The organism is Pseudomonas putida (assembly GCF_028682475.1).
Classification (GTDB): Bacteria; Pseudomonadota; Gammaproteobacteria; order Pseudomonadales; family Pseudomonadaceae; genus Aquipseudomonas; species Aquipseudomonas putida_AG.
The window spans coordinates 160,399-184,483 of the sequence record NZ_JANHLE010000004.1; the positions used below are offsets into that span (position 1 = coordinate 160,399).

Annotated in this window: 23 protein-coding genes; 14 read left to right on the forward strand and 9 right to left on the reverse strand. The window is 61.5% G+C overall.

The window, feature by feature from the left end:
- Positions 1-53: 53 nt before the first annotated feature.
- From exaC to ppa, 8 genes are all read left to right on the forward strand, one after another.
- Positions 54-1,574 (forward strand): acetaldehyde dehydrogenase ExaC, encoded by a 1,521-nt coding sequence (exaC, locus tag NPS47_RS05335; protein WP_274294038.1) that lies wholly within the window; start codon positions 54-56, stop codon positions 1,572-1,574.
- Positions 1,575-1,684: 110 nt separating this feature from the next.
- Entirely contained in the window at positions 1,685-3,133 is a 1,449-nt protein-coding gene (gene eat / locus NPS47_RS05340; RefSeq protein ID WP_274294039.1) for an ethanolamine permease, read from the forward strand.
- 51 nt (positions 3,134-3,184) lie between these two features.
- A complete protein-coding gene (locus NPS47_RS05345; RefSeq protein ID WP_274294040.1) occupies positions 3,185-4,579 on the forward strand; it encodes an ethanolamine ammonia-lyase subunit EutB in 1,395 nt (464 codons plus the stop codon).
- Positions 4,580-4,590: 11 nt separating this feature from the next.
- A complete protein-coding gene (gene eutC / locus NPS47_RS05350) occupies positions 4,591-5,415 on the forward strand; it encodes an ethanolamine ammonia-lyase subunit EutC (RefSeq protein ID WP_274294041.1) in 825 nt (274 codons plus the stop codon).
- A 104-nt stretch (positions 5,416-5,519) separates the two neighbouring features.
- On the forward strand, positions 5,520-5,978 hold the full coding sequence (locus NPS47_RS05355; RefSeq protein ID WP_274294042.1) for a GNAT family N-acetyltransferase: 459 nt from the start codon (positions 5,520-5,522) through the stop codon (positions 5,976-5,978).
- A gap of 261 nt (positions 5,979-6,239) precedes the next feature.
- A complete protein-coding gene (locus tag NPS47_RS05360) occupies positions 6,240-6,887 on the forward strand; it encodes a DedA family protein (protein ID WP_274294043.1) in 648 nt (215 codons plus the stop codon).
- 9 nt (positions 6,888-6,896) lie between these two features.
- Positions 6,897-7,712, forward strand: a complete 816-nt coding sequence (locus tag NPS47_RS05365; RefSeq protein ID WP_274294044.1) for a zinc-dependent peptidase — start codon at positions 6,897-6,899, stop codon at positions 7,710-7,712.
- Positions 7,713-7,803: 91 nt separating this feature from the next.
- Positions 7,804-8,331, forward strand: a complete 528-nt coding sequence (ppa, locus tag NPS47_RS05370; protein ID WP_007933577.1) for an inorganic diphosphatase — start codon at positions 7,804-7,806, stop codon at positions 8,329-8,331.
- A 135-nt stretch (positions 8,332-8,466) separates the two neighbouring features.
- Here the strand turns inward: ppa and NPS47_RS05375 are convergent, their stop codons facing one another.
- Together NPS47_RS05375 and NPS47_RS05380 are read right to left on the reverse strand one after the other, a co-directional pair.
- A complete protein-coding gene (locus NPS47_RS05375; protein ID WP_274294045.1) occupies positions 8,467-8,739 on the reverse strand; it encodes a DUF3077 domain-containing protein in 273 nt (90 codons plus the stop codon).
- Positions 8,736-8,996 carry a hypothetical protein gene (locus tag NPS47_RS05380; RefSeq protein ID WP_274294046.1) on the reverse strand — a complete coding sequence of 87 codons (261 nt, stop codon included), beginning with the start codon at positions 8,994-8,996 and terminating at the stop codon, positions 8,736-8,738. The genes NPS47_RS05375 and NPS47_RS05380 overlap by 4 nt, the downstream gene beginning before the upstream one ends.
- Positions 8,997-9,405: 409 nt before the next feature.
- Between NPS47_RS05380 and NPS47_RS05385 the strand changes: the two genes are divergently transcribed.
- Positions 9,406-10,116 carry a LexA family transcriptional regulator gene (locus NPS47_RS05385; RefSeq protein ID WP_274294047.1) on the forward strand — a complete coding sequence of 237 codons (711 nt, stop codon included), beginning with the start codon at positions 9,406-9,408 and terminating at the stop codon, positions 10,114-10,116.
- Positions 10,117-10,376: 260 nt separating this feature from the next.
- Here NPS47_RS05385 and NPS47_RS05390 read toward each other — a convergent pair whose 3' ends face one another.
- The 3 genes from NPS47_RS05390 to NPS47_RS05400 form a co-directional block, all read right to left on the reverse strand.
- The gene (locus NPS47_RS05390) at positions 10,377-10,607 is read right to left on the reverse strand and encodes a DUF7683 domain-containing protein (RefSeq protein WP_274294048.1); all 231 of its coding nucleotides are present in this window, start codon (positions 10,605-10,607) and stop codon (positions 10,377-10,379) included.
- Between the two features lie 226 nt (positions 10,608-10,833).
- Positions 10,834-11,766, reverse strand: a complete 933-nt coding sequence (locus tag NPS47_RS05395; RefSeq protein ID WP_274294049.1) for a carbon-nitrogen hydrolase family protein — start codon at positions 11,764-11,766, stop codon at positions 10,834-10,836.
- Positions 11,767-11,798: 32 nt separating this feature from the next.
- Positions 11,799-13,124 (reverse strand): MFS transporter, encoded by a 1,326-nt coding sequence (locus NPS47_RS05400; protein WP_274294050.1) that lies wholly within the window; start codon positions 13,122-13,124, stop codon positions 11,799-11,801.
- 88 nt (positions 13,125-13,212) lie between these two features.
- Here NPS47_RS05400 and NPS47_RS05405 point away from each other — a divergent pair, with 88 nt between their 5' ends.
- Positions 13,213-14,154 carry a LysR family transcriptional regulator gene (locus NPS47_RS05405; RefSeq protein WP_274294051.1) on the forward strand — a complete coding sequence of 314 codons (942 nt, stop codon included), beginning with the start codon at positions 13,213-13,215 and terminating at the stop codon, positions 14,152-14,154.
- A gap of 99 nt (positions 14,155-14,253) precedes the next feature.
- Positions 14,254-15,345, forward strand: a complete 1,092-nt coding sequence (locus tag NPS47_RS05410; protein WP_274294052.1) for a toxin-antitoxin system YwqK family antitoxin — start codon at positions 14,254-14,256, stop codon at positions 15,343-15,345.
- Between the two features lie 66 nt (positions 15,346-15,411).
- Here NPS47_RS05410 and NPS47_RS05415 read toward each other — a convergent pair whose 3' ends face one another.
- The 4 genes from NPS47_RS05415 to NPS47_RS05430 form a co-directional block, all read right to left on the reverse strand.
- Positions 15,412-16,617: an RtcB family protein gene (locus tag NPS47_RS05415; RefSeq protein ID WP_274294053.1), complete on the reverse strand. Its 1,206-nt coding sequence runs from the start codon at positions 16,615-16,617 to the stop codon at positions 15,412-15,414.
- Between the two features lie 252 nt (positions 16,618-16,869).
- Positions 16,870-18,075, reverse strand: coding sequence for an SGNH/GDSL hydrolase family protein (locus NPS47_RS05420; protein ID WP_274294054.1), 1,206 nt, complete (start codon positions 18,073-18,075; stop codon positions 16,870-16,872).
- Positions 18,075-19,187, reverse strand: coding sequence for an SGNH/GDSL hydrolase family protein (locus NPS47_RS05425; protein ID WP_274294055.1), 1,113 nt, complete (start codon positions 19,185-19,187; stop codon positions 18,075-18,077). The genes NPS47_RS05420 and NPS47_RS05425 overlap by 1 nt, the downstream gene beginning before the upstream one ends.
- Complete coding sequence (locus NPS47_RS05430) at positions 19,174-20,577, reverse strand: MBOAT family O-acyltransferase (RefSeq protein WP_274294056.1); 1,404 nt, start codon at positions 20,575-20,577, stop codon at positions 19,174-19,176. The genes NPS47_RS05425 and NPS47_RS05430 overlap by 14 nt, the downstream gene beginning before the upstream one ends.
- Before the next feature lie 243 nt (positions 20,578-20,820).
- On the opposite strand from NPS47_RS05430, the gene NPS47_RS05435 reads away from it, so the two are divergent.
- From NPS47_RS05435 to dxs, 3 genes are all read left to right on the forward strand, one after another.
- Positions 20,821-21,063 carry an exodeoxyribonuclease VII small subunit gene (locus NPS47_RS05435; protein ID WP_107024764.1) on the forward strand — a complete coding sequence of 81 codons (243 nt, stop codon included), beginning with the start codon at positions 20,821-20,823 and terminating at the stop codon, positions 21,061-21,063.
- Entirely contained in the window at positions 21,060-21,947 is an 888-nt protein-coding gene (locus NPS47_RS05440; protein WP_274294057.1) for a polyprenyl synthetase family protein, read from the forward strand. Before NPS47_RS05435 ends, NPS47_RS05440 begins: the two co-directional genes overlap by 4 nt.
- Before the next feature lie 177 nt (positions 21,948-22,124).
- A complete protein-coding gene (dxs, locus tag NPS47_RS05445) occupies positions 22,125-24,023 on the forward strand; it encodes a 1-deoxy-D-xylulose-5-phosphate synthase (RefSeq protein ID WP_274294058.1) in 1,899 nt (632 codons plus the stop codon).
- Positions 24,024-24,085: the final 62 nt, after the last annotated feature.

The following is a 24,085-nucleotide window of genomic DNA, read 5'->3' on the forward strand; positions in this document are numbered from 1 at the left end:
GCTCTATGCTTTAGATATCCTCCCCAACAAACACAATAGCCAGGAGACACACCATGCGTTACGCACATCCCGGTACCGAAGGCGCCAAGGTTTCCTTCAAGAGCCGTTATGGCAACTACATCGGTGGCGAGTTCGTAGCTCCAGTCAAAGGGCAGTACTTCGAAAACACCTCACCGGTGAATGGCCAACTGATTGCCGAATTCCCGCGTTCCAGCGCCGAAGACATTGAAAAGGCCCTGGACGCCGCCCATGCCGCCGCTGACGCCTGGGGCTCGACCTCGGCGCAGGCGCGCTCGCTGGTCCTGCTGAAAATCGCCGACCGTATCGAACAGAACCTCGAACTGCTGGCCATTTCCGAGACCTGGGACAACGGCAAGGCCATCCGCGAAACCCTCAACGCCGACATCCCACTGGCTGCCGATCACTTCCGCTACTTCGCTGGCTGTATACGCGCCCAGGAAGGCGGCGCTGCAGAAATCGACGGCAACACGGTGGCCTACCACATTCATGAACCACTGGGCGTGGTCGGGCAGATCATCCCGTGGAACTTCCCGATCCTGATGGCCGCCTGGAAACTCGCGCCAGCCCTGGCTGCCGGTAACTGCGTGGTACTCAAGCCGGCCGAACAGACCCCGCTGGGCATCACCGTGCTGCTGGAACTCATCGGCGACCTGCTGCCGCCTGGCGTCCTCAACGTGGTGCAAGGCTACGGCCGCGAAGCCGGTGAAGCCCTGGCCACCAGCAAGCGCATCGCCAAGATCGCCTTCACCGGCTCCACCCCGGTGGGCTCGCACATCATGAAATGTGCCGCCGAGAACATCATCCCGTCGACCGTGGAACTGGGCGGCAAATCGCCGAACATCTTCTTCGAAGACATCATGCAGGCCGAGCCTTCGTTCATCGAGAAAGCCGCCGAAGGCCTGGTGCTGGCCTTCTTCAACCAGGGCGAAGTGTGCACCTGCCCGTCGCGGGCGCTGGTGCAGGAGTCGATCTACCCGGCGTTCATGCAGGAGGTGATGAAGAAGATCAAACAGATCAAACGCGGCGACCCGCTGGACACTGACACCATGGTCGGCGCCCAGGCCTCCGAGCAACAGTTCGACAAGATCCTCTCGTACCTGGAGATCGCCGAGAAGGAAGGCGCCGAGCTGCTCACCGGCGGCAAGGTGGAAAAACTCGAAGGCAGCCTGTCGACCGGTTATTACATCCAGCCGACCCTGCTCAAGGGCACCAACCAGATGCGCGTGTTCCAGGAAGAGATCTTCGGCCCGGTGGTGAGCATCACCACCTTCAAGGACGAAGCAGAAGCACTGGCCATCGCCAACGACACCGAGTTCGGTCTCGGTGCCGGCGTCTGGACCCGCGACATCAACCGCGCCTACCGCATGGGCCGCGGCATCAAGGCAGGCCGTGTGTGGACCAACTGCTACCACCTGTACCCGGCCCACGCCGCGTTCGGTGGCTACAAAAAGTCCGGCGTCGGCCGTGAAACCCACAAAATGATGCTCGACCACTACCAGCAGACCAAAAACCTGCTGGTCAGCTACGACATCAATCCGCTGGGCTTCTTCTAACCCACAAACAGCGCGGCCCCACCCTGGGGCCGCTCTGGCTCGCTTTCTGCAAGACCATCACCAGAGACACCGGCAACTGCCGGTCACGATAAAAAAAACAGGTGAACCCTATGCCAAGCGATCACTCCGGCAGTGTGCCGGCAGGCTCTTCTGTCGACTTTGAAAAAGTCGGCACCGACTATTTCCAACAACGTGAACTGAAAAAGGGCGCAGCCGGCTGGGTACTGCTGGTTGGCCTTGGCGTGGCCTATGTGATTTCCGGCGACTACGCCGGCTGGAACTTCGGCTTGGCCCAAGGCGGCTGGGGCGGCATGTTCCTCGCCACCTTGCTGATGGCCACCATGTACCTGTGCATGTGTTTTTCCCTGGCCGAATTGTCCTCGATGATCCCCACCGCCGGTGGCGGCTACGGCTTTGCCCGCAGCGCCTTCGGCCCCTGGGGCGGGTTCCTCACCGGCACGGCGATCCTGATCGAATACGCCATCGCCCCGGCAGCGATTGCCGTGTTCATCGGCGCTTATTGCCAGTCGCTGTTCGGTATTGGCGGCTGGATGATCTACCTGGCCTTCTACATCATCTTTATCGGCATCCACATCTTTGGCGTCGGTGAAGCGCTGAAGCTGATGTTCATCATCACCGCCGTGGCGGCGATTGCGTTGGGCGTGTTCCTGGTGGCCATGGTGCCGCATTTCAATGTGAACAACCTGTTCGACATCGCCCAGACCGATGCCGTGGGCGCCAGCAGTTTCCTGCCGTTCGGCTATGTCGGCGTGTGGGCGGCGATCCCTTACGCAATCTGGTTTTTCCTCGCGGTCGAAGGCGTACCGCTGGCCGCTGAAGAAACCAAGAACCCCAAACGCGACCTGCCGCGCGGCCTGATCGGCGCCATGTTGGTGCTGCTGGCCTTCGCCCTGCTGATCCTCGTGGTCGGCCCTGGCGGCGCCGGTGCCGAAGCGTTGAAAAGCTCAGGCAACCCGCTGGTCGAAGCATTGGCCAAAGCCTACGGCGGCTCGACCTGGATGGGCAGCTTCGTCAACCTGGTGGGCCTGGCCGGCCTGATCGCCAGCTTCTTCTCGATCATCTACGCCTACTCGCGGCAGATCTTCGCCTTGTCCCGCGCTGGCTACTTGCCGCGCAAACTCTCGCAAACCAACAAGAGCAAGGCCCCGGTCCTGGCGCTGGTAATCCCCGGGATCATCGGTTTCGGCCTGTCGCTGACCGGCCAGGGCGACCTGCTGATCCTGGTTGCGGTGTTCGGCGCTACGCTGTCTTATGTACTGATGATGGCCGCGCACATCACCCTGCGCATCAAACGCCCGAAAATGGAGCGCCCCTACCGTACCCCGGGCGGCATCTTCACTTCAGGTGTAGCGCTGGTGCTGGCCTGCATCGCCGTGGTCGCCGGCTTCCTGGTTGATCCGCGGGTGGTGATTGGTGCGGCGATCATTTATGGCGTCCTGATTGCCTACTTTGCGTTCTACAGCCGGCACCACCTGGTCGCCGGGACACCGGAAGAGGAATTCGCCGCGATCCAGAAGGCCGAACAGGCCCTGCACTGATCAACGCTATCTGCGCCGCAGGCCCTGCCTGCGGCGTTCTGGAGATTCTGTATGGCAAGTTTTGTACACACGGCAGGTCAGCAGACCTACCGCTTTGAAAGCCTCAAGGAAGTGATGGCCAAGGCCAGCCCGGCGCGCTCGGGGGACTTTCTTGCAGGCGTTGCGGCCAGCAACGATGGCGAACGGGTTGCGGCCCAAATGGCCCTCGCTGACATCCCGCTCAAACACTTTCTCAGCGAAGCACTCATTCCTTACGAAGAAGACGAAGTCACCCGCCTGATCATCGACACCCACGATGCCGGTGCCTTTGCCGCAGTCAGTCACCTGACCGTCGGCGGCCTGCGTGACTGGCTGCTCAGCGACCAGGCCGATGAAGCCAGCCTGCGCGCCCTGGCCCCCGGATTGACCCCGGAGATGGCCGCTGCCGTCTCCAAAATCATGCGCGTGCAGGACCTAGTGCTGGTGGCACAAAAAATCCGCGTGGTCACCCGCTTTCGCGGCACCATGGGCCTGCGTGGACGCCTGTCGACCCGCCTGCAGCCCAACCACCCGACCGACGAACCGGCCGGGATTGCCGCGAGCATCCTCGACGGCCTGCTCTACGGTAACGGCGACGCCATGATCGGCATCAACCCGGCCACCGACAGCATCGCCTCGATCTGCGCCCTGCTGGAAATGCTCGACGCCATCATCCAGCGCTACGACATCCCCACCCAGGCCTGCGTGCTGACCCACGTGACCACCTCGATCGAAGCGGTCAACCGCGGCGTACCGCTGGACCTGGTGTTCCAGTCGATCGCCGGCACCGAGGCGGCCAACGCCAGTTTCGGCATCAACCTCAATGTCCTCAAGGAAGGCTACGACGCCGGCCTGAGCCTCAACCGCGGCACCCTCGGGCAGAACCTGATGTACTTCGAATCCGGTCAGGGCAGTGCGCTGTCGGCCAACGCCCACCATGGCGTCGACCAGCAGACCTGCGAAACCCGCGCCTACGCCGTGGCCCGCCACTTCAAGCCGTTTCTGGTCAACACCGTGGTCGGCTTCATCGGCCCGGAGTACCTGTACAACGGCAAGCAGATCATCCGCGCCGGGCTGGAAGACCACTTCTGCGGCAAGCTGCTCGGCGTACCGATGGGCTGTGACATCTGCTACACCAACCACGCCGAAGCCGACCAGGACGACATGGACACGTTACTGACCCTGCTCGGCGTTGCCGGGATCAACTTCATCATGGGCATCCCCGGCTCCGACGACATCATGCTCAACTACCAGACCACTTCGTTCCACGATGCGCTGTATGCCCGCCAGACCCTCGGCCTGAAACCGGCGCCGGAGTTCGAAGCCTGGCTGGCGCGCATGGGCATCTTCACCCAGGCTGATGGCCGGGTGCGTTTCGGCGACAACTTGCCCCCGGCTTTCCGCCAGGCCCTGGCCCAACTGGGATGAACGAGGTGACCATGGACAACACCCCACAGCACGACAACAGCGCCAATCCCTGGCTGGAGCTGCGCCGCCTGACCCCGGCGCGCATCGCCCTCGGCCGCACCGGCACCAGCCTGCCGACCAGCGCCCAGCTGGACTTCCAGTTCGCCCATGCCCAGGCCCGCGATGCCGTGCACCTGGCCTTTGATCACCAGGGACTGCGCAGCCAGTTGAGCGAGCGCCAGCGCGACAGCCTGCTGCTGCACAGCGCCGCTGCCGACCGCGACAGTTACCTGCAACGCCCGGATCTGGGCCGCCGCCTGCACCCGGATTCAGCACAGTTGCTGCGCGAGCATGCCCTGGCCAACCCTGGTGGTGTGGACCTGGCCATCGTCGTCGCCGATGGCCTCTCGGCCCTGGCGGTGCACCGTCACACCCTGCCGTTTCTGACCCGCTTTGAAGAACAGTCTGCCGCTGAAGGCTGGTCAACCTCGCCGGTGATCCTGGTGGAACAGGGCCGCGTGGCGGTGGCCGACGAAGTGGGCGAGTTGCTCCGGGCGAAAATGACCGTGATCCTGATCGGTGAACGCCCGGGCCTCAGTTCCCCTGACAGCCTCGGCCTGTATTTCACCTACAACCCGAAAGTCGGCCTCACCGATGCGTACCGCAACTGCATCTCCAACGTGCGCCTGGAAGGCCTCAGCTACGGCATGGCCGCCCATCGCCTGCTGTACCTGATGCGCGAGGCGTGCCGGCGGCAGCTGTCCGGGGTCAACCTCAAGGATGAGGCGCAGGTGCATACACTGGAATCAGATGCCAACACCCCGAACAAAGGAAACTTCCTGTTAAGCAAACCCTGAGGTGCAAACGTTTCGTAGATTGCGCTTTCTAATTATCTTCAGGCAGCATCTGCCAAGGCGGCCGGCACTTTGCCGCACATTCCCATGGACCCTGAGGCCTGCTTATGCGGATCATCACAGCCACCCTGGAACACCTGGACCTGCTTGCCCCGCTGTTCATCAAATACCGCGAGTTTTACGGCAAGTTGCCCTACCCAGACTCTTCCCGCTCGTTTCTGGAAAAACGTCTGGAACGCGGTGAATCGATCATTTACCTCGCCCTGGCGGATGATGACGACAACAAGCTGATGGGCTTCTGCCAGCTCTACCCGAGCTTCTCGTCGTTGTCGCTCAAGCGCGTGTGGATTCTCAACGACATCTATGTCGCCGAAGACTCCCGGCGCATGCTGGTCGCCGATCACCTGATGCGCGAGGCCAAGAAAATGGCCAAGGACACCAACGCCGTACGTTTGCGGGTTTCTACCAGCACCGACAATGAGGTGGCGATGAAGACCTACGAATCCATGGGTTTTCATGTAGACACCGAGTTCAAAAGCTACATCCTGCCGATCAACTCGGATTGAATGCCGGCAGGCAACACTGAACCTGTGGGAGCTGGCGGCAGCCTGCGATGGGCTGCGCAGCGGCCCCACTGGCCTGAACTGACCTATCCCCTCCTTCCGACATCCGCCGCTACAAACTGCGCAGGCACAATCTTGTCGCCGCCGTATAATGCGCCGCCTCAAAATGTGTGAAACTTTACCCATCACTCGGGTAGCGGCTGATCGCATTCGCATTGCCAGTCATCACATCCCCGACCGGGTCAAAGAGCACAGGTGCTATACATGGATTTCAACCCGCTGGACCTCATTCTGCATCTCGACGTTTACCTCGATATGCTGGTCAACAACTATGGCCCGTGGATCTACGCGATCCTGTTCCTGGTCATTTTCTGCGAGACCGGACTGGTGGTCATGCCGTTTCTGCCGGGTGATTCCCTGCTGTTCATTGCCGGTGCCGTTGCCGCTGGCGGCGGCATGGACCCGGTACTACTCGGTGGCCTGCTGATGGCGGCAGCGATCCTCGGCGACAGCACCAACTATGTAATTGGCCGAACCGCCGGAGAACGGTTGTTCCGCAATCCCAATTCGAAGATCTTCCGCCGCGACTACCTGCAGCAGACCCACGACTTCTACGAGCGCCATGGCGGCAAAACCGTCACCCTCGCGCGCTTCCTGCCGATCCTGCGTACCTTTGCACCCTTCGTCGCCGGTATCGCGAAAATGCATTACCCACGCTTCCTCGGTTTCAGCGTCGCTGGCACCGTGCTGTGGGTCGGCGGCCTGGTGACCCTCGGCTACTTCTTCGGCAACGTGCCGTTCATCAAACAGAATTTGTCGCTGATGATTGTTGCGATCATCCTGCTGTCACTTGCGCCGATGATCGTTGGCTTTGTGCGCAGCCGCCTAAACCGCACCGCCAAGGTCCAGTAAGCGCTGGCCATGTGGTCACTGAGCGCCTGGCGCCGTCGCCGAACCCTGGCCCGTCACCCTATCGACCCGCAGCGCTGGCAGCGAGTTCGCGAGCGTCTGCCGATGCTCGACGGCCTGAGCGCCGAAGAAGACCACTGGCTGCGCGAAGCCTGCGTATTGTTTCTGCACGACAAGCACCTGAGTGCCCTGCCCGGCGTTGAACTGGACGGCGAGCAACGGCTGTTTCTCGCCGCCCAGGCCCAGCTGCCACTGCTGCACCTGGGCGAGCTGAACTGGTACCAGGGCTTCCACGAAATCGTGCTGTATCCCGACGACTTCCTCAGCCCCCAGCGCCACCGCGACGCCAGCGGCGTGGAACATGAATGGAACGGCGAGCACAGTGGCGAAGCCTGGCAACAGGGCCCGGTGATCCTCGCCTGGCCTGGCGTGCTGGCCAGCGGCGGCTGGGAGGGCTACAACCTGGTGATCCACGAACTGGCACACAAGCTCGACATGCTCAATGGCGACGCCAACGGCCTGCCGCCGCTGCACAACGACATGCGCGTCGGCGACTGGGCCAAGGCCATGCAAGAGGCCTTTGATGACCTCAACCGCCAGCTCGACCGCGACCCCGACGCCGAGACCGCCATCGACCCGTATGCGGCAGAAAACCCGGGAGAATTCTTTGCCGTTACCAGCGAATACTTCTTCAGCGCCCCGGACCTGCTCAACGCCGCTTATCCTGCGGTGTACCAGCAGCTGCGCGGTTTTTACCGCCAGGATCCGCTGGCCCGCCTGCACCATTTGCAGCACAACCACCCGCACTACCGGCAAGCGCAGGACTGACACTGCCGGACATCAGGGCGGACGTGGCAAGCCGTGCGGAATGTGCCTATAATCGCGACCAATTTTTGGCCAAACATGGGGGCACTGCCCAATGAGCTACAGCAAGATTCCGGCTGGCAAAGACCTGCCGAACGACATCTACGTCGCCATCGAGATTCCAGCCAACCACGCCCCGATCAAGTACGAGATCGACAAGGACAGCGACTGCCTGTTCGTTGACCGTTTCATGGCCACCCCGATGTTCTACCCGGCCAACTACGGTTACATCCCTAACACCCTGGCCGACGACGGTGATCCGCTGGACGTGCTGGTTGTTACCCCGTACCCGGTTGCCCCAGGCTCGGTCATCCGTGCCCGTCCGGTCGGCATCCTGAACATGACCGACGACGGCGGCGGCGACGCCAAAGTCATCGCCGTACCGCACGACAAACTGTCGCAGCTGTACGTCGACGTCAAAGAATACACCGACCTGCCAGCGCTGCTGATCCAGCAGATCGAGCACTTCTTCGCCAACTACAAGGATCTGGAGAAGGGCAAGTGGGTCAAGATCGAAGGCTGGGACGGCGCTGACGCCGCTCGTGCTGCGATCACCAAGTCGGTTGCTGCCTACAAAGGCTAAGCAGCGCTTAACAAAGAGCCCCGCTAAATGCGGGGCTTTTTGTTTGTGACAACTCCACAGATCCCTGTGGGAGCTGGCGGCAGCCGGCGATCGACCGCAAAGCGGTCGCAACCCAGACGCCACCGAGCTTGAATCCTAACCAGGCTTAGCTTTAGACATCCCCAAGCCCACATCATCAACGATCGCTTTGGCGAATTCGTTGAGAAAATAAGCGGCCCACAACATCTCGCCGTCTTCATCCAGCAGCCCCGCCTCGATCAGCTTGTGCACACAACCCATCACGGTTGAAGCCTGCTCCAGCGCGTAGTCACACGGCACATCCGGCGCAATGCGAAACAGCCCCATGGGCGCTTGCTCGCTGCGGATGAAATCCACCACACCTACGGTCTTGCCGGCCTCCAGGCTCATGGCTTGACTCCTTGCAGCTTGCTCAGCGCATGCTCGACCAATGCCCTGGCCATCTCGGCCGAATGCAGCACATTCACCAGCATGCCCTGGCCGGGTTCATTGGCGTGGGCGCGGCAGAATTCGTCGGTGGTTTCGTGGATTCCGCGCAGGAGTTCGCTGGCGAAGGCCAGGGAGTCTGGGGGGATGAGATCGCTGTGGATGGAGAAATAGGGGGTGGTAATGAGGGAATCGGGTGGATCAGGGACAATCTTTTTCATGGCTTAACTCCCAGTCGATTCAGGAGCTTCCACCTCAATCCTTCTCACCAGATTAGGGTGGCAGCTGTACGCGGGGTGAGAAACCGAGGACATAGGAAACTCGGCCAGACCGAAGTCTGCCCGCGCACAGCCGCCATAACATGGCTGCTCTAATGTCATCGGGTTTCTCACGCCCGGTCGCCAAAAAAAGACGACCTGAGGAAATTAGCCCTGATGCACTTTCCGAACAACAGCGAAAAGGCGGCAGCGTGCGTAGGATAGTTCCGAACCACATCCGAAGTGAATTTTTTCGGAAAGACACCTCCTACGCCGTCCTAGGCAATGCCTGTAAAACCAGGCTTATTCCGGCCTTAAAAATGAACCTCGCGTTTATAGCCCGGGCGGTGCAAGCCCTCTAGACTCGGGACGCATGAATACCTCCGGTGATCGACTCAAAACCCTGCTGCACGAGTGCAGCCTCTCGCCTTCCGACTTTGCCGCCCAGCGCAAGGTCACGCCGCAGCACGTCAACAACTGGTTCAAACGCGGCGTGCCCCTGGCCCGACTCGACGAAATCGCCGAGTTGCTGTGTGTCCGCAGCAAATGGCTGCGCACGGGCGAAGGCCCCAAACACCCTGCCCCCTTGCCACGCCTCAACGCAGCGCTACGCAAACCCGGTACAGAACCGACGGAACCGAGCCTGCTCGCCGCCAACACCCGTGATGACATCCAGTTGCCGTTCTACAGCATGCAATCCAGGCAATTTCGCCCCATCCCCGACCGTTACCTGCGCCTGCCCGTCCGTGCCCTCGATACCCTTGGTGTCGACCCGGACGTGGCGCTGTGCGTGAGCATGCCGGCGAGCAACATGAGCCCCTTGCTGCCTCGCGGCAGCACCCTGGCCATCGACTGCGGCCAGAAACACATCGTCGAAGGCGAGATCTACGCCTTGCTGCACAACGGCCGCCTGCGCATCCACAGCCTCAGCCAGCGCGCCAACGGCACCTTGCGCCTGCACAGCCACGACAGCGACGAACACCCCACCGAAACCTACAGCCCGGCGCAGCTCAAAAGCCAGAAGCTGAGCGTGCTGGGTTGGGTGTTCTGGTGGGGGCATTTACGCGACAGCCGCCCGAGTTGAGCGGCTGCGGGTGATTTTTTGCTGGGCATCTGGCGCGATAGCCAGTATGCTACGCCGCACATTTCGCCCCGGCTGCTTAGCACGCCTGCGGGCCTGGCGCGGCACACACTGCCTGTCGCCACCTCCCGGCCCCAGCGCCGGAGCAACGATTTTAAGGCGGTTGCGGCTTACCATAAATTAGCCAAGACCGTCCCCTAGAAGCCGGCCACAAGCCGGCTTTTTAATGCCTGAAGCCTTTGCAGGATGGCCTCCAGCGCATCTCAAGCAATGCAAACCAGCTGGATAATGTTGTTCGTCTCTAAGAATTGAGTATCCGTCCATTCCGCAATTTTACTTAGTTGCGCAGGGGACAGGTCATATACATAAATTTCGTCTTCAGGATCGTTCCATCCCATTAGCTCGATGAGTTCGGCTTGCCGGGCAGATGGGATTTCAACTGTCTTTAGCAGTGCATCGGTTTTACTATCGAACACTTCAATTACGTGTTTCATTTTTCTACTTTCCTGGCTGGATTTGCAGGCTTGGTTTGTTCGCCGGTATCGCCTGCCATCCCCCCAAATTTCATAATAGCCACAGTGCGGCAGAAGCTCTGCTGGTCAAGTATGTGCTGCAACGTTATCAGATACAGCCTCTACGCGGTGGGAGCGGGCTTGCCCCGCGATGCGATATAGCTGACAGATCGCAATCGCGGGGCAAGCCCGCTCCTACAGGTGCCGCTCAATCCCCGTCAAACACCACCGGCTTCATCGCCGCCGTATTGACCTTCAGGGTAAACACATCCGGCCGCGCATAGTGCCCGCACACGTCAAAGTCCAGGTTACTGGCCTGCCCCACCGTCAGATCGATCTCGGCGTACAAAATAGTCTCCTGATCAAACACCGGCCCGGCCAGCACCTGCCCGGTCGCACTGACGATCATGCTGCCGCCATGCATGATGTAGTCCCCTTCTGCCGCCTCCAGGCCGAAATCCTCCCGGTAGGACGCCGGGTACTCACCCAGGGTGATCGCCTGGCAAGCCGAAAGCACTGGCACCCGCCCTTCCAGAGCAATGTGGACCATGGACGCGGCCCAGGTCGGACGATCATCAGCAGTCGGCGCACAGTAGATTTCAGTCCCCTGCGCATACATCGCCTGACGCAGTGCCGGCATGTAGTTCTCCCAGCAGATGACCGTACCGAGCCGGCCAAACGGGGTATCCACCGGGGCGATGCTCGAGCCGTCGCCGAAGCCCCAGATGATGCGTTCCTGGCCGGTCGGCATGAGTTTGCGGTGATAGCCGGCCACGCCCTTGCCCGGTGCCAGGGTCACGGCGGTGCAATAAAGGGTCCGGCCCAGGCGCTCGATGATGCCCATGACCACATGGACGCCGGTTTCATTGACCACTTCAGCGAGCCTGGCCAGCTCCGGGCCGTCGAGGCTGACAGCGCCTTGCACATAACGCAGGTACTGCGCGCGGCCGACATCGCTGCGACTGCCGACGACCGTGCCAAACGCCGCGCCTTTGGGGTAGCCACCGAGAAACGCCTCGGGGAACACGGCAAGTTCACTACCTTGCGCAGCGGCGTCGCGAATCAGCCCGGCGGCTTTCTCGGCGCTCAGTTGCGGCTCGAAGGGGATGGATGAAGCTTGAACAACGGCAACCTTGATCATGAGTCTTCCCTTGATGAATGGTGAGGATCGGCTTAGCCGCGGGTGATATCGCGGTCTTTGGTTTCCGGGAGCAGGAACCACAGCACGATGAAGCAGATCAGCGACACCGCAGCCAGGTAGGCGGCGGGGATATTCGGGTTGTGCGTGGCCTGGATCAGTGCCACGGCAATGAACGGTCCCGGTCCCGCCAGCAGCGCCAGGGCAACGTTGTGGCCAACGGCAGCGCCGGTCGAACGGATCGAGGCCGGGAACACTTCAACCAGCAGCACCACGTCCATCACGGCGGTGATTGCCACCAGCGCCGCCATGATCACCAGCCCCAGCAGAATCGCGGCGAAGCTGCCGGTGTTCATCAGCAGAAACACCGGGTATGCCAGCACAGTCAGGCCGGCGGCGGCAGTCAGGACAAACGGACGGCGGCCGAAGCGGTCGCTCAAACGACCGACCAGCGGGTTGAACAGGGTGTAGAGCACCAAGGCAAGGCTGCACAGCACCAATGCGGTCGATTTGCTCAGGCCGACGGTCTGGGTCAGGTGGGTGTTGGCGTAGGTGATGAAGTAGTACAGCGACACACCGAACAGCGCGGAAAAGGCGAACGAGACCACGAAGGCCCGTTGCTTGGCCCCACGCGAAACCTGCTCCAGGCCTCCGGTAGCGCGCTTGTGTTGCAGCGCTTCGTAGACCGGGGTGTCGCCCAGTTTGCGGCGGATGTACATGGCTACACCGGCCATGATGATCGAGGCCACGAACGGTACGCGCCAGCCCCAGGCCAGGAGGTCTGCGTCCGACAGGGTCGCGGTGATGATGGCGGCGATGGCCGTACCACACAGGAATGCCGCGCCCGCAGTGCCGGTGATGACGCTGGCGGCGGTTGCCCGGCGGTTGGCGGGTGCGCTTTCGACAATGTAGATGCCGGCGCTCGACCACTCTCCACCCACCATCATGCCCTGCAGAAAACGCAGCGCGACCAACAGGATCGGTGCGGCAATGCCGATGGCGGCGTAGCCGGGCAACAGGCCGATCAGGGTGGTGGCCAGGCCCATGCCGAACACGGTGATGATCAGCACGGCGCGGCGTCCCAGCTTGTCGCCAATCGGCCCTAGTACCACGGCGCCCAAAGGCCGCGAAAGAAAGCCCACGGCAAACACCGCCAACGACGACAGCAGCGAAACGCCGGGCGCCGTCGAAGGAAAGAACAGTTGCCCGATCACCGCGGCGAAGTAACCGTAGATGGCAAAGTCGAACCATTCCATAAAGTTGCCAATACCGACGGCAATGGCCCGTTTGCGCAGCTCTGCTGCGTCGTTTGATGAGACGGCGTGCTCACCCTGTTGCGATTGCACTATTGAATCTTGCATCCCCGGCCACCTGATTATTGTTGTGTTTACGCAGGGTCGAGATTAAGAATGTCGAGGCAAATTAATCAAACGAATATAAGAGATAGGCATGATTAGTGTTGCTAATATCAGCAGAGTCGACCTCAATCTGCTCATCGTTTTTCAGTGCCTGATGAATGAGCGCAGCGTAACCCGGGCAGCAGCGGTGCTGCACGTCACGCAAGGCGCCGTGAGCTCTTCGCTCAAGCGCCTGCGCGAGCAGTTTCACGACGAGTTGTTCATCCGCACCGGCACCGGCATGGTACCGACCCGCCGGGCGCTGGAGATCGCGCCGAAAGTTACTGAGGCCCTCACCGCCGTGGCCTCGATCGTCGACAAGCGCCCGCAGTTTTCCGCCGAATCGTCCACGCGGGTGTTCAACATTGCCCTGTCGGACGACATCGAAAGCTATGTCTCGCCACGCCTGGTCAACGAAGCCAAAGCCCGCGGGCTGTCAGTGAAGTTTGCCTTTCACCAGAGCAACAGTTCGCTGTGGAAAACTTCGTTGGCCGACCCGGATATCGACCTGGTCCTGTGCTCGGAACCCAAGGAACTGACATCGCATTACAGCTCTCAGGTGCTGTTTTCTTCGTCCTACTCATGCCTATACGACGGACCACGGCTGAACCTGAAAAGCCAGCTCACCCGCGATGAATACCTCATGCACGAGCATGTGCGGATTTCCTTCGACGGACGCCGGGGGTTCGTTGATGACCTGCTGGAAAGCGAAGGCGTCGCCCGCCGCGTTTCGGCATCGTTCACCCACTTCAGTGGCGCCTTGGCGACCCTGGTGCACAGCGACGTGATCGCCACCTTGCCCACTTTTGCGGCCCTGTCCTACGCCCGCATCGCGCGCTTGACCGTCAGCCCGGTGCCGATTTTCGTTCCGGCTTTTCGCGTGTTCATGGTCTGGGATGTGGAACACAACGACGACCCGCACAACCGCTGGTTGCGCAGTTTTATTATCGACACTACCCAGGAACTTCAGCACGGCTCACTCACGCCGACCTGAGCGACAGTAACCGGCTGCAGACGCCATTACATTGACATCACCGACCTTAACATCGAGACTTTCCGCCTCTTCAAGATGCTCATTGATATGGAATGCACCATGAGAAATCTACTTGTAGCCTCTTTGGCCGCGGTTGTGCTTACCGGCTGTTCTGCCGAAATCGACAACGCAGAAGTCATGACTAGAAACGGCTTGATCTACAAGTACGGCGACACTGATCCTTTCAGTGGCCGAGTCGTTAACACGCCAATTGGCCTGCCAGGCATTTCAGCCCTGTGTAACTCTCAAGTAGAAAAGGGACGCTACAGCGGCATAAGCGAATGTTTCTATAACTCGCAGAAAGTTTACGAAGTCGAATACGCTGCAGGTATCAAGAACGGTACAGAAACCGTGTTCGACGCCAAAACAGGCGCCAAGGTGTCGGTAAAGAACTGGAAGAGCGGCCGCCTGGACGGGACTGTAGAGGAATACCAGAACGGCGTGCTGACGCATCGAAAAGCGTTCAAGGATGGCAAGCCGGATGGCCAGGAAACCCGCTGGACCGCCGACGGTAGCAAGGTGATCACTGAACTCAGCTGGAGCGAAGGCAAGAAGTTCAGTGGCTATGAGACCGACTCAGAGGCAAAGCTGAACTATGCAAACGGCCAGCTTCACGGGCCGCAAACGAAATACGACTACATTGTCGGTAGCCTGAAGCAATTCGTCGCCGCAGAAGAGAACTACAAAGACGGCAAGCTTGATGGCGTACAGAAGCAATATAAAAACATTCTGCACACCGCTATTGTTCAGCAGGCGTCCGAAATCATCTACGCGGACGGTACTGCAGTCTCCGGGTGGATCCGGCAGTTCAGCACCCCGGATGGCAAGGTGCTCCAGGAAATCAAGCTCGTGCAGACCGAGCAAGCTGAGGACGAGGACTTCTTCAGCGGTTACCCCGGCAACCTCGTACCCGACGGCGTCATCCAGTCGTACAACCCGCAAACCGGCCAGCTCGAAGGCCAAGAGCGCTGGGTTAACGGTGTAAAGGAAACACAATCATCCCTGCTTTCCACGGTTGCAGCGGTTTCTGCCGAGACCTGTCAGGACGCCTGGATGACCGAGTACCGCAAAGAAGTCGGCGAAGAAGCGATGATCACCAGCGACCAGATTGGCGAATGGGAACAATGGTGTGCTGAAGGCAAGTTGCCTTAAGGCAGGTGTTCAGCGAGGGCGGCTCAAGGGCCGCCCTCATTGCTTGCTGGCTTCTCCCCCACGTGCTCAGCCTTTGACGCACACCACCTGCCGCAAGGTATGCACCACCTCCACCAGCTCCCGCTGCGCCTGTATCACTGCATCGATGTCCTTGTAGGCCATGGGAATTTCATCGATCACGTCTTTGTCCTTGCGGCATTCCACATGCGCGGTGGCGCGCACCTGATCTTCCAGGGTGAACTGCTTTTTCGCCCGGGTACGACTCATGGTCCGCCCGGCGCCATGGCTGCAGGAGCAGAACGACTGTTCATTGCCCAGCCCACGGACGATGAAACTCTTCGCGCCCATGGAGCCGGGGATGATGCCCAGTTGGCCCTTCTGCGCCGATACCGCGCCCTTGCGGGTCACCAGGATGTCCTGGCCGAAGTGGTGTTCGCGCTGTACGTAGTTGTGGTGGCAGTTGACCGCTTCCAGGTTGGCGTCGAAGGATTTCCCGAGCACCTGGCGAGCCGCAGCAATCACCGCGTGCATCATCAAGGCACGGTTCTGCCGGGCAAAATCCTGGGCCCATTCGACCGCTTCGACATAGTCGTCAAAGTGGCGGCTGCCTTCTTTGAAATACGCCAGATCCTTGTCCGGCAGGTTGGCGATGTGCTGGCGCATGTCGGCCTGGGCCAGTTCGATGAACAGGTTGCCAATGGCGTTGCCCACACCGCGCGAACCGCTGTGCAGCATGAACCAGACGCGGTCGCTTTCATCCAGGCAGACTTCGATGAAATGGTTGCCGCCGCCCAGTGTGCCCAGGTGCTGGCGGTTGTTGGTTTTTTCCAGTTGCGGGTACTTGCCGGTGATGGCCTTGAAGCGCCCGGCCAGGTCTTTCCAGGCCTGATCGGCCTGGGCCGGGACCTTGTCCCAGGCACCCTGGTCGTGACGACCGAAGGTTTTGCCATGCGGCACAGCCTGCTCGATGGCGCTGCGCAGCCGGTGCAGGTTGTCGGGCAGGTCTGCGGCAACCAGCGAGGTGCAGGCCGCGATCATGCCGCAGCCGATATCCACACCCACTGCCGCCGGGATAATCGCGCCCAGGGTCGGGATCACGCTGCCGATGGTCGAGCCTTTGCCCAGGTGCACATCCGGCATCACTGCCAGGTGCTTGAAGATGAACGGCATCTTCGCCGTGTTGATCAACTGCTGACGGGCTTCGTCTTCCACCGGCACGCCCTGGGTCCAGAGTTTGATCGGTTTGCCGCCGGCCACTTCAAGCAGGTTCATGTCACACCTCTGGATTGACGCACATGTATTTACAACCAGAAACACAATGCGTTCAGGAAAATTTACAGTACACCAGACAGCGACTAAGGTGTAATCAGAGGACCGAATCGCGACTGGCAGGACGCCAGTCGGCACATGCTGAGCAGGTGCCAACAGGCATCTGGATTGGCCTCTTTTCGAGGGCCGGGGAGACAACTCCATGGGGCGCCGCAAGCCAACCCGGAGTTGTCCCCGCCTCTCCTTTTCCCGCCCTTATTTCAACTTCAGCTGCGTGCGCAAATAGTCGTGCAGAGCGGCCGCGCTCTTGCGGTAGCCGTCGGCAGTCAGGTGCACCAGATCGCCACGAGCCAGGCCTTGCGCCTGCCAGGCGGCAATCGAGCATTGTCCGCCCATGAATGCCTGCCAGTCCCAGAACAGCGCATTGGCTTGCTGCGCGGCCTGGCGCTGGATGCGGACGACCGCAGCCAGTTGCTGCGGCTGACGCGCGGCGCAACTACGCGCCTTGCGCTGCTTGATCGAGTCTGGCGGACCGACAATCAACACCACCGCCCGCGGCAGGTCGCGGCGCAGGCGCTCAAGGGTCTGCTTGAGCTGGGTCTGGTACAGGTTCAGGTCTAGGGTGTCGTCGAACGCCTCGTTGGTGCCGTACGCCAGAATCACCAGGTCCGGACGCAGCGACTTGAGTGTGTCCTGCCAGCCGGGCTGCCATTTTTCCGTTACCTCAAGCCGCGCACCGTTGATGCCCAACGCCGAGTAGATCACCCCGGCATTCTTCTGCCCCTGAAGGTACCAGCCCCCCAGTACGGTGCCGGGGCGGCTGTCGAGGGTCAGATCCAGCGGCAGTCCGAGATTGTTCACCACCGGGCCGAAGCGCCATTGCCCTCCCGTGGCGGCCAGCAACCGGCGGTTCTGACCACGAGGGTCACGCAACAACAGAGAAGTACTTTCCTGCGCCTGGTATAAGGCGGACACTCGATAGCGCTGGGTGCTCGGCTCACGCGCCTCGATACGCACACTGGGCTTTGTCGCCAGGGGTACCGACAGATAGCCGCCAAGCGGGAACTGCGCGCTCTGCTGGTTACGTGCCGACACCAGTTCCCACTGGCGCTTGGCAGCCTTGAGGATGACCGGTTCATAACGCGTGCCCGGCACCGGCGTAGCGGCAACCAGGCCGATGCCGCCATCGCCGTACTGCGCCTGCAGCAAGCGGCGCATCTCACCGCTGAACAGGTCGGCGGCGGTATGCGAATCACCAAACTGAACGACCGTGACCGGCGCGCGGTTGGCATTCCTGAACTTGCCGGCCAGCACCGCGAGGTTGCCATTGCTCTGGTTGAGCGCAGGCTTGGCCGGCGCAGTCACCGGTCTGGCCGTGGTATTGACCGCCGCCACCGGGCTACAGCCCGGCAACGCACAGACCAGTAGAGCCAACCCAAGAATGTTGTGCAGTCGACGCATCAGTGTCCCGTTACAGTAAGGCCCGGGAATGCGATCTTCGACAATATCTGTTCGGCGATCAGCTTTTGCCCGGTGATAGTGAAATGAATGCCGTCATCGACCCGGGTCTTGACCCGTTTGCCCTGGCTGTCCTGCAAGGTATAGGAGAATTCGTCGTCCTTGTAACCCAGCACCGGATTGACCGAAAGGTAGTGTTGCTGGTGCAGCCCGACCTGCTCCTGATACAGGCCGCTGAGGTAGGCCATGGCGCTGGACAGCCGCGGCGTCTGCATGTTCGGCGGGCCGACCCAGATCACCTGCACCTGGTGCTCGCGGGCCTGATCGAGGATCGCATTGATGCGCTGGCGGTAGGCACTCTCCCAGTCCGGCGACTTGAAGCGCAGGAACGGCTTGCCCTTGCCCTGGGGCATGTCCCACGGATCGTTGGGGCCGAGGAAGATCACCATCAGGCGAATGTTCGGCGAGCTGTCCAGGGTCTGCGCCACAGTTCGCGGCCAGTTGAAAAACCCAGGATAGGCCAGCCCGGTACTCTGCCGGCTGAGGTTGACGCTCTTGATCTGGTAGCGCTTGCGCAGGGTGTTGGCCAGGTGCGGTGCGACGCCTTGCATCAACGAGTCGCCGACCAGAAACACCTCGTCACCCGCCGCCAGCGAGACCAGGGTGGCTGACGACGGCGTTGGGGCAATGGCTGCGGCTGGCTTGACCGCTTCCACGACTGTCGCTGGGACAGCCTCCTTGACCGCCAGCGGATTGCTCGCCACTGCCTGTGGCGCAGCATGGGCTGCCACCAGATTCACCGGAACCACGGGAATGGGCGCCGGCAGCTCGACGGTTTCAACCTTTGCTATCGCTGTGCGGCTCTGCACCAGGCTGTCGACAAAGCTGTCACGGGCCGCACCCAGCGCCTGGGTCAGGTTGCCGCCCAGACGCCAGGCCGGGCTTTGCCCAAGCACCGGCAGCTCGCAGCTCTGATGGTATTTCTGCTGGCAGTAGAGGCTGATCGACTCCTGGTTCAGCCAGAACAGCAGCACAGTGGCCAGGACAATCGCGTAGAAGGCTTTCGCCGCATCCAGTTGCACGCGCAGCAGTTGAGCGGAATTAGAAGCTGGCATAGATGAACCCCGGCACGCCCGACTGCGAAGCAAAGATCACCAACGACACGAACACCCCGAGTGGAATCGGATAGAACTGCCAGGGCAAGCGGGTTGTGGCGGTAAACAACTGACGAAGCAGGGCAAGCAGCTGTGGATAGACCGCGACGTACAGCACACTCGCAAGCACCAGCAGGCCGGTCGCCGAGAACAGCCCGTCAAGGCTCAAGCCGCCAATGCCGGCGAGCATGTCGATGGCTTCTTCGAAACTTGCGCAGCGGAAAAAGATCCAGGCAAAGGCCACATAGTGAAAGGTCAGCAGACGCGCCGCCAACCCCGCCCCGGGCCAGCGCATGGGTTGCGGAAGGATATAGGTCGAAGCCTTGTACAAAGCCAGGCCGATACCGTGCAGTGCCCCCCAGATAATGAAGTTGAGGCTCGCGCCATGCCACAAACCGGAAATCAGCATGGCCAGCAGCATGTTCAGGTTGCCGCGCCATACCCCGCGGCGGTTGCCGCCCAGCGGGATGTACACGTAGTCACGGATGAACAGCGACAGACTGATGTGCCAACGCGCCCAGAACTCCTTGAGGTTGTGCGCCGCATAAGGCGCGTTGAAGTTGTCGGGCAAGCGGAAGCCCAGCAACAGGGCGATGCCGGTCACCAGATTGGTGTAGCCGCTGAAGTTGAAATAGATCAGAAAGCTGTAGCCATAGACGCTCAGCAGGATCTGTTCCGGCGAGTAACTGCCCGGCGTTGCGAACACCGGATCGACCCATTCGCTGGCCAGCCAGGCGCTGCAGAAGAACAGCTTGACCACCGCCTGGGCGATCAGGCCCAGGGCTCGTTGAGGCTCCAGCACCTGGCGAATGGACGGCGGCCGGATTTGCGGCAACATATGCGCGGCGCGGTTGACCGGGCCGGCGACCAGACTGGGGAAGAATGCCAGGTACAGGGCCAGGTCCATCGGACTGGCGGATGGCATCTCGCGCCGATTGATCGACACCAGGTAGCTGACCGAATGAAAGGTGTAGAACGACAGACCAATCGGCAGCAGCACTTCCAGCACCGGCAGCGACACAGCGATACCGGCACTGGCCAGTGCGCCCTGCACGCCCGCGACAAAGAATTCCTGATACTTGAACAGGTAGAAGCAGCCCACGACCAGCAGCAACACCAGCAGGTAACTGAAACGCCGCCCCGGATAGCGTTCACCGAGCCGCCCGAGCAGGTACACCAGGGCGCTGTAGCCGAGCAGGACATACAGGGAGTTGAGGCTGAAACTGGCCACCAGGGCATAACTGGCCGCCAACAGCAGCACGTTCTGAAGGCGAACGCTCCAGCACAAGCTCCAGTAAATGACGAAAAACAGGATGAAACTGAGGCCGAACTCGATCGAAAGGAAGCTCACAACGTAGTCCATTACGTGACGTCAGATAAAAGAAGCCGCACCTGCGCGAACCCGCGAGATAAAGCGGCCGCGATTATGGCAGAGAGCCGCAAGCAGCCACAATGAAAGCCTTGCAGGAAAATCAAGCGCTGGCCGTCGGTGTTTATGCAACAGAATGCGACGAAAGATCCGCCCTACCGATTTGCTCCCCCCGCCCCGCTCTGCTAGTGTCGCGCCGTTTATACCGCCACCGAGACAGCCGCCATGGCCCGAAAAAAAGCCTCCATCGATTTCGAGCAATCCCTCGCCGACCTGCAAGCCCTGGTCGAACGCCTGGAGAACGGTGAGCTGTCGCTGGAAGACTCGCTGACCGCCTTCGAACAAGGCATCAGCCTGACCCGCGACTGCCAGGCCGCGCTGGTCCAGGCCGAGCAGAAGGTCCAGGTGTTGCTGGAGCGCGATGGCGAACTGAAGGCCGAACCTTTCGACGCGGAACAGGCAGAATGATTGCCCACTATCAGGCCAGCTGTCAGGCCCGGGTCGATGCGGCCCTCGAGCAGTTGTTCGTCGCCCCTTCGGCAGAGCTCACCCGCCTCTACGCCGCCATGCGCTACAGCGTGATGAACGGCGGCAAGCGCGTGCGTCCGTTGCTCGCCTATGCCGCCTGCGAAGCCCTCGGTGCCGCCCCCGAGCAAGCCAATGGCGCCGCCTGCGCGGTCGAGCTGATCCATGCCTACTCGCTGGTGCACGACGACCTGCCGGCCATGGACGATGACGACCTGCGCCGTGGTCAGCCGACCACCCATAAAGCCTTTGACGAAGCCTGCGCGATCCTTGCCGGCGACGGCTTGCAGAGTCTGGCTTTCAACGCCCTGCTCGATCCGCAACTGAGCCCGCAGGCTGACGGTATTCGCCTGGCCATGGTCCAGACCCTGGCGCTGGCCGCAGGTCCGGCGGGCATGGTCGGCGGTCAGGCCATCGACCTCGGTTCGGTGGGCCTCAAGCTTGACCAGACCGCGCTGGAGTTCATGCACCGGCACAAGACCGGCGCCCTGATCGAAGCCAGCGTGCGCCTCGGCGCCCTGGCCAGTGCGCGCGCCGACCAGGTGCAGCTCGATGCCCTGCAGACCTACGCTCGGGCCATCGGCCTGGCGTTCCAGGTGCAGGACGACATTCTCGACGTAGAAAGCGACACCGAAACCCTGGGCAAACGCCAGGGCGCCGACATCGCCCGCGATAAACCGACCTACCCGGCCCTGCTCGGCCTGGAAGCCGCCAAGGCTTATGCCCTGGAATTGCGCGATCAGGCCCTGGAGGCCCTGCGGCCTTTCGACGCAGCGGCCGAGCCGTTGCGCGAGCTGGCGCGCTACATTGTCGAGCGACGCAACTAAGTCGCCTGTTCCGGCCTCATCGCCGGCAAAGCCGGCTCCCACATGAGCCAGGCCTTGCACTATTACTGTGGGAGCCGGCCTTGCCGGCGATAGGGGCCAATGCCCCCCCACTCAATGGGCAGTAAACACCGCAATAAGGTAAACTGCCGCCACTTCATATCTATAACGATTCGCCTGATGCCCACGACGTTTCAAGAGATCCCCCGCGAACGCCCGGTCACGCCGCTGCTCGACCGTGCCGATACGCCCGCCGGCCTGCGCCGGCTGGCTGAAGCCGACCTGGAGAACCTGGCTGACGAACTGCGCCAGGAACTGCTCTATACCGTTGGTCAGACCGGCGGGCATTTCGGTGCCGGCCTGGGCGTCATCGAGCTGACGATTGCCCTGCACTACGTCTTCGACACCCCGGACGACCGGCTGGTGTGGGACGTGGGTCACCAGGCCTATCCGCACAAGATCCTCACCGGTCGCCGCCAGCGCATGCACACCCTGCGCCAGAAGGACGGCCTGGCCGCTTTCCCGCGTCGCGCCGAGAGCGAGTACGACACTTTTGGCGTCGGTCACTCCAGCACCTCGATCAGTGCCGCGCTGGGCATGGCCATCGCCGCCCGCCTGCAGAACGATCCGCGCAAGTCCATCGCCGTGATCGGTGACGGCGCGCTGACGGCCGGCATGGCCTTCGAGGCGTTGAACCACGCCCAGGAAGTCGATGCCGACATGCTGGTGATCCTCAACGACAACGACATGTCGATCTCGCGCAATGTCGGCGGCCTGTCCAACTACCTGGCCAAGATTCTTTCCAGCCGCACCTATTCGAGCATGCGCGAAGGCAGCAAAAAGGTCCTCTCGCGCCTGCCTGGTGCCTGGGAAATCGCCCGCCGCACCGAAGAGTACGCCAAGGGCATGCTGGTGCCCGGCACCCTGTTCGAAGAGCTGGGCTGGAACTACATCGGGCCCATCGACGGTCACGACCTGCCGACCCTGATCACCACCCTGCGCAACATGCGCGACCTCAAGGGCCCGCAGTTCCTGCATGTGGTGACGAAAAAGGGCAAAGGCTTCGCCCCGGCAGAAGTCGACCCGATCGGCTACCACGCCATCACCAAACTCGAGCCCGTCGATGCCCCGGCTGCCGCGCCGAAAAAGGCTGGCGGTCCGAAGTACTCGGCAGTGTTCGGTCAGTGGCTGTGCGACATGGCCGCGGCTGACGAACGTCTGGTCGGCATCACCCCGGCGATGAAGGAAGGCTCTGACCTGGTGGCGTTCAGCGAACGCTATCCGCAGCGCTACTTCGACGTGGCGATTGCCGAACAGCACGCGGTAACGCTGGCGGCCGGCATGGCCTGCGAAGGCGCCAAGCCGGTGGTGGCGATCTACTCGACGTTCCTGCAGCGCGCCTACGATCAACTGATCCATGACGTTGCCGTGCAGAACCTCGACGTGCTGTTCGCCATCGATCGCGCCGGCCTGGTCGGCGAAGACGGCCCGACTCACGCGGGCAGCTACGACCTGTCGTTCCTGCGCTGCATCCCCGGCATGCTGGTGATGACCCCGAGCGACGAGAACGAGCTGCGCAAGATGCTCAGCACCGGCCACCTGTACAACGGCCCGGCGGCAGTGCGCTATCCGCGTGGCAGTGGCCCGAACGCGACCATCGAAAACAACCTCGAGCCGCTGGAAATCGGCAAGGGCGTGGTTCGCCGTCAGGGCAGCAAGGTCGCCCTGCTGGTGTTTGGCGTACAGCTGACAGAAGCTCTGAAAGTTGCCGAAAGCCTCGATGCAACCGTCGTCGACATGCGCTTCGTCAAACCGCTGGATGAAGCGCTGGTACGCGAAATGGCCGCCAGCCATGAGCTGCTGGTGACCATCGAAGAAAACGCCATCATGGGTGGCGCGGGCGCTGCGGTCAGCGAGTTCCTCGCCCGTGAAGCCATACTCAAGCCGGTGCTGCATCTGGGCTTGCCGGATGTCTACGTCGAGCACGCCAAGCCTGCGCAGATGCTGGCCGAGTGCGGGCTGGATGTTGCCGGGATCGAGGCTTCGGTGCGTCAGCGCCTGCAACTGCTCGGCCTTTAGGGCCTAATCGCGGGGCAAGCCCGCTCCCACAGTGGGAGCGGGCTTGCCCCGCGATAGCAATG

Coding starts and splice junctions, on each gene's coding strand:
- NPS47_RS05365 (WP_274294044.1), top strand. CDS start 6,897: ATGTGGTCACTGAGCGCCTGGCGCCGTCGCCGAACCCTGGCCCGTCAC.
- NPS47_RS05395 (WP_274294049.1), bottom strand. CDS start 11,766: ATGATCAAGGTTGCCGTTGTTCAAGCTTCATCCATCCCCTTCGAGCCG.
- NPS47_RS05390 (WP_274294048.1), bottom strand. CDS start 10,607: ATGAAACACGTAATTGAAGTGTTCGATAGTAAAACCGATGCACTGCTA.
- NPS47_RS05360 (WP_274294043.1), top strand. CDS start 6,240: ATGGATTTCAACCCGCTGGACCTCATTCTGCATCTCGACGTTTACCTC.
- NPS47_RS05420 (WP_274294054.1), bottom strand. CDS start 18,075: ATGCGTCGACTGCACAACATTCTTGGGTTGGCTCTACTGGTCTGTGCG.
- NPS47_RS05440 (WP_274294057.1), top strand. CDS start 21,060: ATGATTGCCCACTATCAGGCCAGCTGTCAGGCCCGGGTCGATGCGGCC.
- NPS47_RS05405 (WP_274294051.1), top strand. CDS start 13,213: ATGATTAGTGTTGCTAATATCAGCAGAGTCGACCTCAATCTGCTCATC.
- NPS47_RS05375 (WP_274294045.1), bottom strand. CDS start 8,739: ATGAGCCTGGAGGCCGGCAAGACCGTAGGTGTGGTGGATTTCATCCGC.
- NPS47_RS05385 (WP_274294047.1), top strand. CDS start 9,406: ATGAATACCTCCGGTGATCGACTCAAAACCCTGCTGCACGAGTGCAGC.
- NPS47_RS05410 (WP_274294052.1), top strand. CDS start 14,254: ATGAGAAATCTACTTGTAGCCTCTTTGGCCGCGGTTGTGCTTACCGGC.
- exaC (WP_274294038.1), top strand. CDS start 54: ATGCGTTACGCACATCCCGGTACCGAAGGCGCCAAGGTTTCCTTCAAG.
- eutC (WP_274294041.1), top strand. CDS start 4,591: ATGGACAACACCCCACAGCACGACAACAGCGCCAATCCCTGGCTGGAG.
- dxs (WP_274294058.1), top strand. CDS start 22,125: ATGCCCACGACGTTTCAAGAGATCCCCCGCGAACGCCCGGTCACGCCG.
- NPS47_RS05355 (WP_274294042.1), top strand. CDS start 5,520: ATGCGGATCATCACAGCCACCCTGGAACACCTGGACCTGCTTGCCCCG.
- eat (WP_274294039.1), top strand. CDS start 1,685: ATGCCAAGCGATCACTCCGGCAGTGTGCCGGCAGGCTCTTCTGTCGAC.
- NPS47_RS05400 (WP_274294050.1), bottom strand. CDS start 13,124: ATGCAAGATTCAATAGTGCAATCGCAACAGGGTGAGCACGCCGTCTCA.
- NPS47_RS05435 (WP_107024764.1), top strand. CDS start 20,821: ATGGCCCGAAAAAAAGCCTCCATCGATTTCGAGCAATCCCTCGCCGAC.
- NPS47_RS05425 (WP_274294055.1), bottom strand. CDS start 19,187: ATGCCAGCTTCTAATTCCGCTCAACTGCTGCGCGTGCAACTGGATGCG.
- NPS47_RS05380 (WP_274294046.1), bottom strand. CDS start 8,996: ATGAAAAAGATTGTCCCTGATCCACCCGATTCCCTCATTACCACCCCC.
- NPS47_RS05415 (WP_274294053.1), bottom strand. CDS start 16,617: ATGAACCTGCTTGAAGTGGCCGGCGGCAAACCGATCAAACTCTGGACC.
- ppa (WP_007933577.1), top strand. CDS start 7,804: ATGAGCTACAGCAAGATTCCGGCTGGCAAAGACCTGCCGAACGACATC.
- NPS47_RS05345 (WP_274294040.1), top strand. CDS start 3,185: ATGGCAAGTTTTGTACACACGGCAGGTCAGCAGACCTACCGCTTTGAA.